We start from the raw sequence: 5,095 nt of genomic DNA, 5'->3' as shown, positions 1-5,095 counted from the left end.
GACAGGAAGATGGGTCTCGGCCGCAAGCGCAAAGCGCGGTAATTGCTGCCAGCCAGATCGGATCGACATCAACGGCGCCTTCGGGCGCCGTTTGATTTTTGCGAGCCGCGACGCGCGGATCGGGTCGGGAAGCGTCAGGCGGTCTGCTTGAGCGCTGCCTCGGCGTCGCGCTTGATGCGCTTGACCATCGAGCGAAGGCCGTTGGCGCGCTGCGGCGACAGATGTTCGTCGAGGCCGAGTTCTTTCAATGTCGCTTCCGCATCGGTCTTCTGGATTTCGCTGGCGGTCCTGCCGGAAAACAGCGCCAGCATGATCGCGACCAGCCCACGCACGATATGAGCGTCCGAATCGCCGGAGAAGGTGATGACAGGATCGGCTCCAGCTCCGCGTTCAGTGGTCAGCCAGACCTGGCTGACGCATCCCGGCACCTTGTTGGCGGGGCTGCGCTGCTCGTCCGGAAACGGCGGCAGCGCCTCGCCGAGTTCGATGACATAACGATAGCGGTCTTCCCATTCCTCGAGGAACGAGAAGTCGTCGCGGATCGTCTGGATCGTCGTGGTCATGTCTGGGATATAGTCACGCGGCGGCTCCGCGTCACGGAAAAAACAAGGACACCGCGGGCGTCGAGAGGGCAGACAGCCCGCGGTGCGCCGTCGAAACGGCTTAATTCTGAGGCGGCAGGTTGACGGTCTCGGGCAAGACGATTCCTTCGGGCACGCTGCCGGTCATCGTCGACGTGTCGGGGCCGGCGGCGGACTTGTCGTCCATCATCGCTGCCGCGATCTTGGCGGTCTCTTTGGCGCGGGCGGTAATGGTGTGCATCGCCGACTTGCCGGTCTCGCAGACATCGGGTTTGCGTTCGCAAATGCCGGCGATATCGCCAACCGCTTCGCGTGCCGCAAACAAGGCTTGGATCGGTCCGACGCTTTCATGCCCCGCTTCATCGGGGCCGACACTCAATGGCAGCGCCAGCAGCACCAGCGAAAACCAGAAAGCCATTCTTATGAGGAAGACCATGCCCTTGCCCTCTCGTCGTGACCGGATCATGCATCCATATGGCATGACCTCTTTTGTAGGCAGGATTTTGGCACACAGGCGCAAAGGACGGCTTGCGGGCAAAGAGAGAATTTTCCTCAAATTTTAGGCAAATTCGAAACGAACCGTTCTGCAATCGACTTGTCTCAAATCCGAGCAATTTTCCTTAACAACAAATAACCATATATCCCCATGATTTCCCTGTGTTTTTCTTGAAATAGGGAAGTCCAGGTGCCGAGTGCGCCCGGCCGATGGGTGCAGTCGGCGGATAACTCTCCGTTTACTATGGCTGCATTTGTCCGTGCTTTCGGCCGCCGGCATCCCGATATTTGCCGCAGGCCGGGCCCTGGTCGGCCCTGCCTTATCCATTCCTTAAACGCTGGATGCGAGTTTCAAAGCCAACCAGAACCATCTGCAAAGCAGAGCTGTCCACGACAAGTGCGAGTGCGTTGAGTTGAGTTCAATCAAGGCCAGATACGTTGAATTGCCTGGCGCGATTTCGGCCGGTTGCGAACGTATGGTCCATCCGTCCATCCTTGGGCGGAGCGACCGCGAGCGCCAGCGCCGCTTTATCGGCGTCATGCTCGCCGCTCCTTTCTTTGTCGCCGGTGCCGCGGTCACGCTGGTTACTTCAGGCATGGGCGTCGCCGTCACCATGGCCGCCATTTTCGCCGCCTTTGGCCTGTGCTGGTTCGTCGCCTTGCTGGTGGCGGCGACCGGCAAGATGGCGATAGCGAGTTGGGTCGCCCTGGTGCTGGCCGGCATTTCTCTCGGCAGTCTCATTGCCGCCGCGGGCGGGCTGAGTTCGCCTGTCGCCATGCTTGTCGTGGCGCTGCCTTTTGAAGCCTGGTGGATCGGCGCTTCGCGGCGGGCGGCGCTGTGGGGAGCCGTGTCGGCCGCTGTCGCCATCTTGGCTCAGCCTTTGGCTGGAACCGTATTCCCGTTCGCAGGAGCGCAGATCGCGGCGTGGCACTGGTTGGTGCCGTTGGCCTGGACGCTCACACTGATCCCGCGCGCATCGGCATTTCAAAACACGGCCGATGCGGCTGATGTGCTCGACACTGCCGACCGGCTCGAAGACATCATCGATGCGGTGGTCTTGCGCGTCGCCCGTCATGGCGAGGTCCTGGACGCGTCGCCAAAAGCGCGCACGCTTTTGAAACTGCCGCCCGAACTGCTGTCCGGAAACGGCCTCTTCGATCGCGTCCATCTGTCGGATCGCGTTTCCTATCTCAGCGCAATGGCCGACATGCGCGACGGCGCACTGTCGCGCCGGCTCGAATTGCGCATCCGGCTGCCTCAGAATGGCAATGGCCTGACGGCCGACAATTACCGGCCGTTCTCGCTTGATCTCGTGCGTGGTGAGGAACAGGGTGATGTCTTTACGTTCGTCCTGAGGCAGAATGACGAGATCGCCCGGTTGCGCGAGGATCTGGCGGCAGCCAATGAGGCGGCCGCGTCCGCCGAGGTGGCGAAGGGACGCTTCCTGGCGGTGGTCAGCCACGAACTGCGCACGCCGTTAAATGCCATTATCGGCTTCTCGGATATGCTGCTGCATGAGATGTTCGGCGCCTTCAAGGATCCGCGCCAGAAAGAATATGTCGGCTTGGTACGGGATTCGGGCCAGCATCTGCTCGCCGTCGTAACCTCGATACTCGACGTGTCCAGGATTGAATCGGGCGTCTATGCGACCGAACCCGAGCCGTTCCGGTTCGCGGAGGCGGTCGATATGTGCCAGTCGATGATGCAACTGCAGGCGCAGGCCAAGAACATCGATCTGCAGGCGCAGATCGCGCCGGACGCCGGCGACATCAATGCCGATCAGCGCGCCGTGCAGCAGATGCTCATCAACCTGGTCTCCAACGCGATCAAGTTCACTCCCGACGGCGGCGACGTCGTCGTCGGCGCCAAGCGGATCGGTTCGCGCCTGCATTTCTGGGTCAGGGACACCGGCATCGGCATCGCCGAGGAGGATTTCGCCAATCTCGGCAAGCCCTTCATGCAGATCCAGAACGACTATACCCGCCGTTTCGAGGGGACTGGTCTTGGCCTTTCACTGGTCAAGGGCCTGGTGGCGCTGCACGAGGGCACGATGTCCATCGAAAGCATGCCAGGCGAGGGCACCACGGTGACCATCAGCCTGCCGGTGAACGGACCGAAGGGACATCAGGCGGAGAAGACCGGCGTGCTGACCATGCCTGTGGCGATGGCGAAAGGGGACAGAGATGGCTCGCTCCGCAAAACCGGCTAAGGCGGTCAAGCGCCGCAGCAATGCCTTTCAGGACGGCGCTGTCGCCGTCGGCGGCATGATCTCGCGCAATCCTGTCCTGGTGGGCGGCTCGACGGCGTTCCTGGTGACGCTGTTCTATGTCTCGGCCAATGCCTTGTGGTACCAACCTTTCCCGCATGCCGGCGCATTTTTTGCGACCCGCAGCATTGCGGGCTTTCCGCACGCGACGCCCGACGAACCGGAGACGACATTCAACATCGTGCGGCCATCCGGCGCGCCGGCACCGATCAAGGGCGATCCGGTTGTCGAGCAGGTGCAAGGCATATTGAAGGATCTCGATTTCTATTCCGGGACGGTCGACGGCATTTCCGGACCCAACACCCGCAAGGCCATCCAGGACTATCAGCAGAAGGTCGGGCTCAACACGTCCGGCGAGATCGACGCGCTTCTGCTCGATCAACTGGGCGCGACGCCGAAGACAGCTTCCGTCGTGCCCAGACCGCAGCCGCGCCCGGATATGCCGGCCGCCGTTCCGGTGTCTTTGCAGACAGGTTCGGGACAGACAAATTCCGGGCAGGCGGATGCCGCGACGCAAGCGCCCGATGCCCGCATCGTCAAGATCCAGGCCGGGCTCAAGGCGTTCGGCAATGACGACATGCAGCTGGATGGTGTCGTCGGCGCGCGCACAAAGGCGGCGATCAAGGAATTCCAGTCGCTGTTCGGGCTGCCGCAGACCGGCGAGCCCGATGAGATCGTCTATGTCAAGATGCGCGAGATCGGCCTGACCAACTGACGGCCGAAACGACGGCTCGCCGAGCGGCGGAAATATCGATAGAGAACCGGCAGTTTCGGGAGCTCTCTCATGCGCGTCACATCGGATCTGTGGGTTTCGGCCCTGTTGCGCCGGATTTTCGGCGCCGGTGGATTTGCCGCCGTGGTCAAGCGTGGCGCGACCGAGGCCGGCGCTGTGTTCGTGCTGGCGCGGGGCAGGCTGGGTGAGGTTGCCCTGTTCGGGCCGGCGCCGCAGACAAGCTATGATTCGGCCAAGCCCGACGACCGGTTTTTCACTCTGCTCGGAGCTGGTGACGATCCCGCGGTGCTCGAAGCCAGGCTGGAACGGGAGAAAAAATTCGATCCCGACATCTGGGTGGTCGAAATCGAGGCCGGTGCCGTGCCCGTCGAGGAGCTTATTTCCGTGAAGACGCCCTGAGGCCGGAAGAAGCCGCCGCATCGTCGCTGTTCGAAGCGGTGCGTGTATCGCTGTTGGCAGGTGCTGCGCCGCGAACCACCCTTGAAAGGATTTCCGCTCTCCACGACCGCATCTTGTCCTGGGCCGCCTCGCGATGCAGCAGCCGGTAGCGGTCGAGGAAAGTCCGGATAGCCTGCGGGTGCGGGAACTGGCTGGGATAGACGGCAACCGTGACCAGGAAGGCCCTGTCTTCGCTGAGGTCGAGCGAGCGCAAGGCGACAAGCAGCGAGGCATAATTCTGGTTGGCGGTGAGCGATCGCGCGGTCTCGAAATCGATGTCGAGCGCATCGGCGAGCGCGGTCTGGAAGAACGCGGCGTTTCCCGTCAGCGCTGTCTCGCGCAATTTCATATAGGTGTCGGCGCCCTTGAAAGGCTCGGCGGTCGCTGTCTTCTCGTCGCCGGTGCGCATCATCGAGCGCAGCCTGCGCCGTGCATTCTCGGCCGCGATGCCGAGTGTCTGTTCCCGGGCTGGCTCGCCGGAGGCGGTATCCGCGCTCGCTGGCGCGATCTTGTCTGCCCCAGCGGCGTTCGCATCCGGGTCCGGCGCGCGCACCAGGGTTGGCCTCTCGAGGGCCCTGATC

Annotated in this window: 5 protein-coding genes and 1 pseudogene; 3 read left to right on the top strand and 3 right to left on the bottom strand. The window is 62.6% G+C overall.

The genetic code is table 11. From position 1 onward, the window contains the following. Positions 1 to 134 precede the first annotated feature (134 nt). Positions 135 to 563 (bottom strand): SufE family protein, encoded by a 429-nt coding sequence (locus ENZ74_RS21160; RefSeq protein WP_013532659.1) that lies wholly within the window; start codon positions 561 to 563, stop codon positions 135 to 137. Positions 564 to 663: 100 nt separating this feature from the next. Beyond that, positions 664 to 1,017: a DUF5330 domain-containing protein gene (locus tag ENZ74_RS21155; RefSeq protein ID WP_013532658.1), complete on the bottom strand. Its 354-nt coding sequence runs from the start codon at positions 1,015 to 1,017 to the stop codon at positions 664 to 666. 535 nt (positions 1,018 to 1,552) lie between these two features. Here ENZ74_RS21155 and ENZ74_RS21150 point away from each other — a divergent pair. From ENZ74_RS21150 to ENZ74_RS21140, 3 genes are all read left to right on the top strand, one after another. After that, the gene (locus tag ENZ74_RS21150; RefSeq protein WP_013532657.1) at positions 1,553 to 3,286 is read left to right on the top strand and encodes an ATP-binding protein; all 1,734 of its coding nucleotides are present in this window, start codon (positions 1,553 to 1,555) and stop codon (positions 3,284 to 3,286) included. Next, positions 3,261 to 4,058: a peptidoglycan-binding protein gene (locus tag ENZ74_RS21145; protein WP_013532656.1), complete on the top strand. Its 798-nt coding sequence runs from the start codon at positions 3,261 to 3,263 to the stop codon at positions 4,056 to 4,058. Before ENZ74_RS21150 ends, ENZ74_RS21145 begins: the two co-directional genes overlap by 26 nt. A gap of 69 nt (positions 4,059 to 4,127) precedes the next feature. Next, positions 4,128 to 4,475, top strand: a complete 348-nt coding sequence (locus ENZ74_RS21140) for a DUF1491 family protein (protein ID WP_013532655.1) — start codon at positions 4,128 to 4,130, stop codon at positions 4,473 to 4,475. On the opposite strand, the pseudogene ENZ74_RS21135 reads toward ENZ74_RS21140, so the two are convergent. Beyond that, positions 4,453 to 5,095: pseudogene (locus ENZ74_RS21135) on the bottom strand (hypothetical protein); the annotation flags it as partial. The gene ENZ74_RS21140 and the pseudogene ENZ74_RS21135 sit on opposite strands and share 23 nt — an antisense overlap.

It is taken from the genome of Mesorhizobium sp. M7A.F.Ca.CA.002.15.2.1, assembly GCF_003998715.1.
GTDB lineage: Bacteria > Pseudomonadota > Alphaproteobacteria > Rhizobiales > Rhizobiaceae > Mesorhizobium > Mesorhizobium ciceri.
This window is presented reverse-complemented; position numbering and strand designations above follow the sequence as displayed.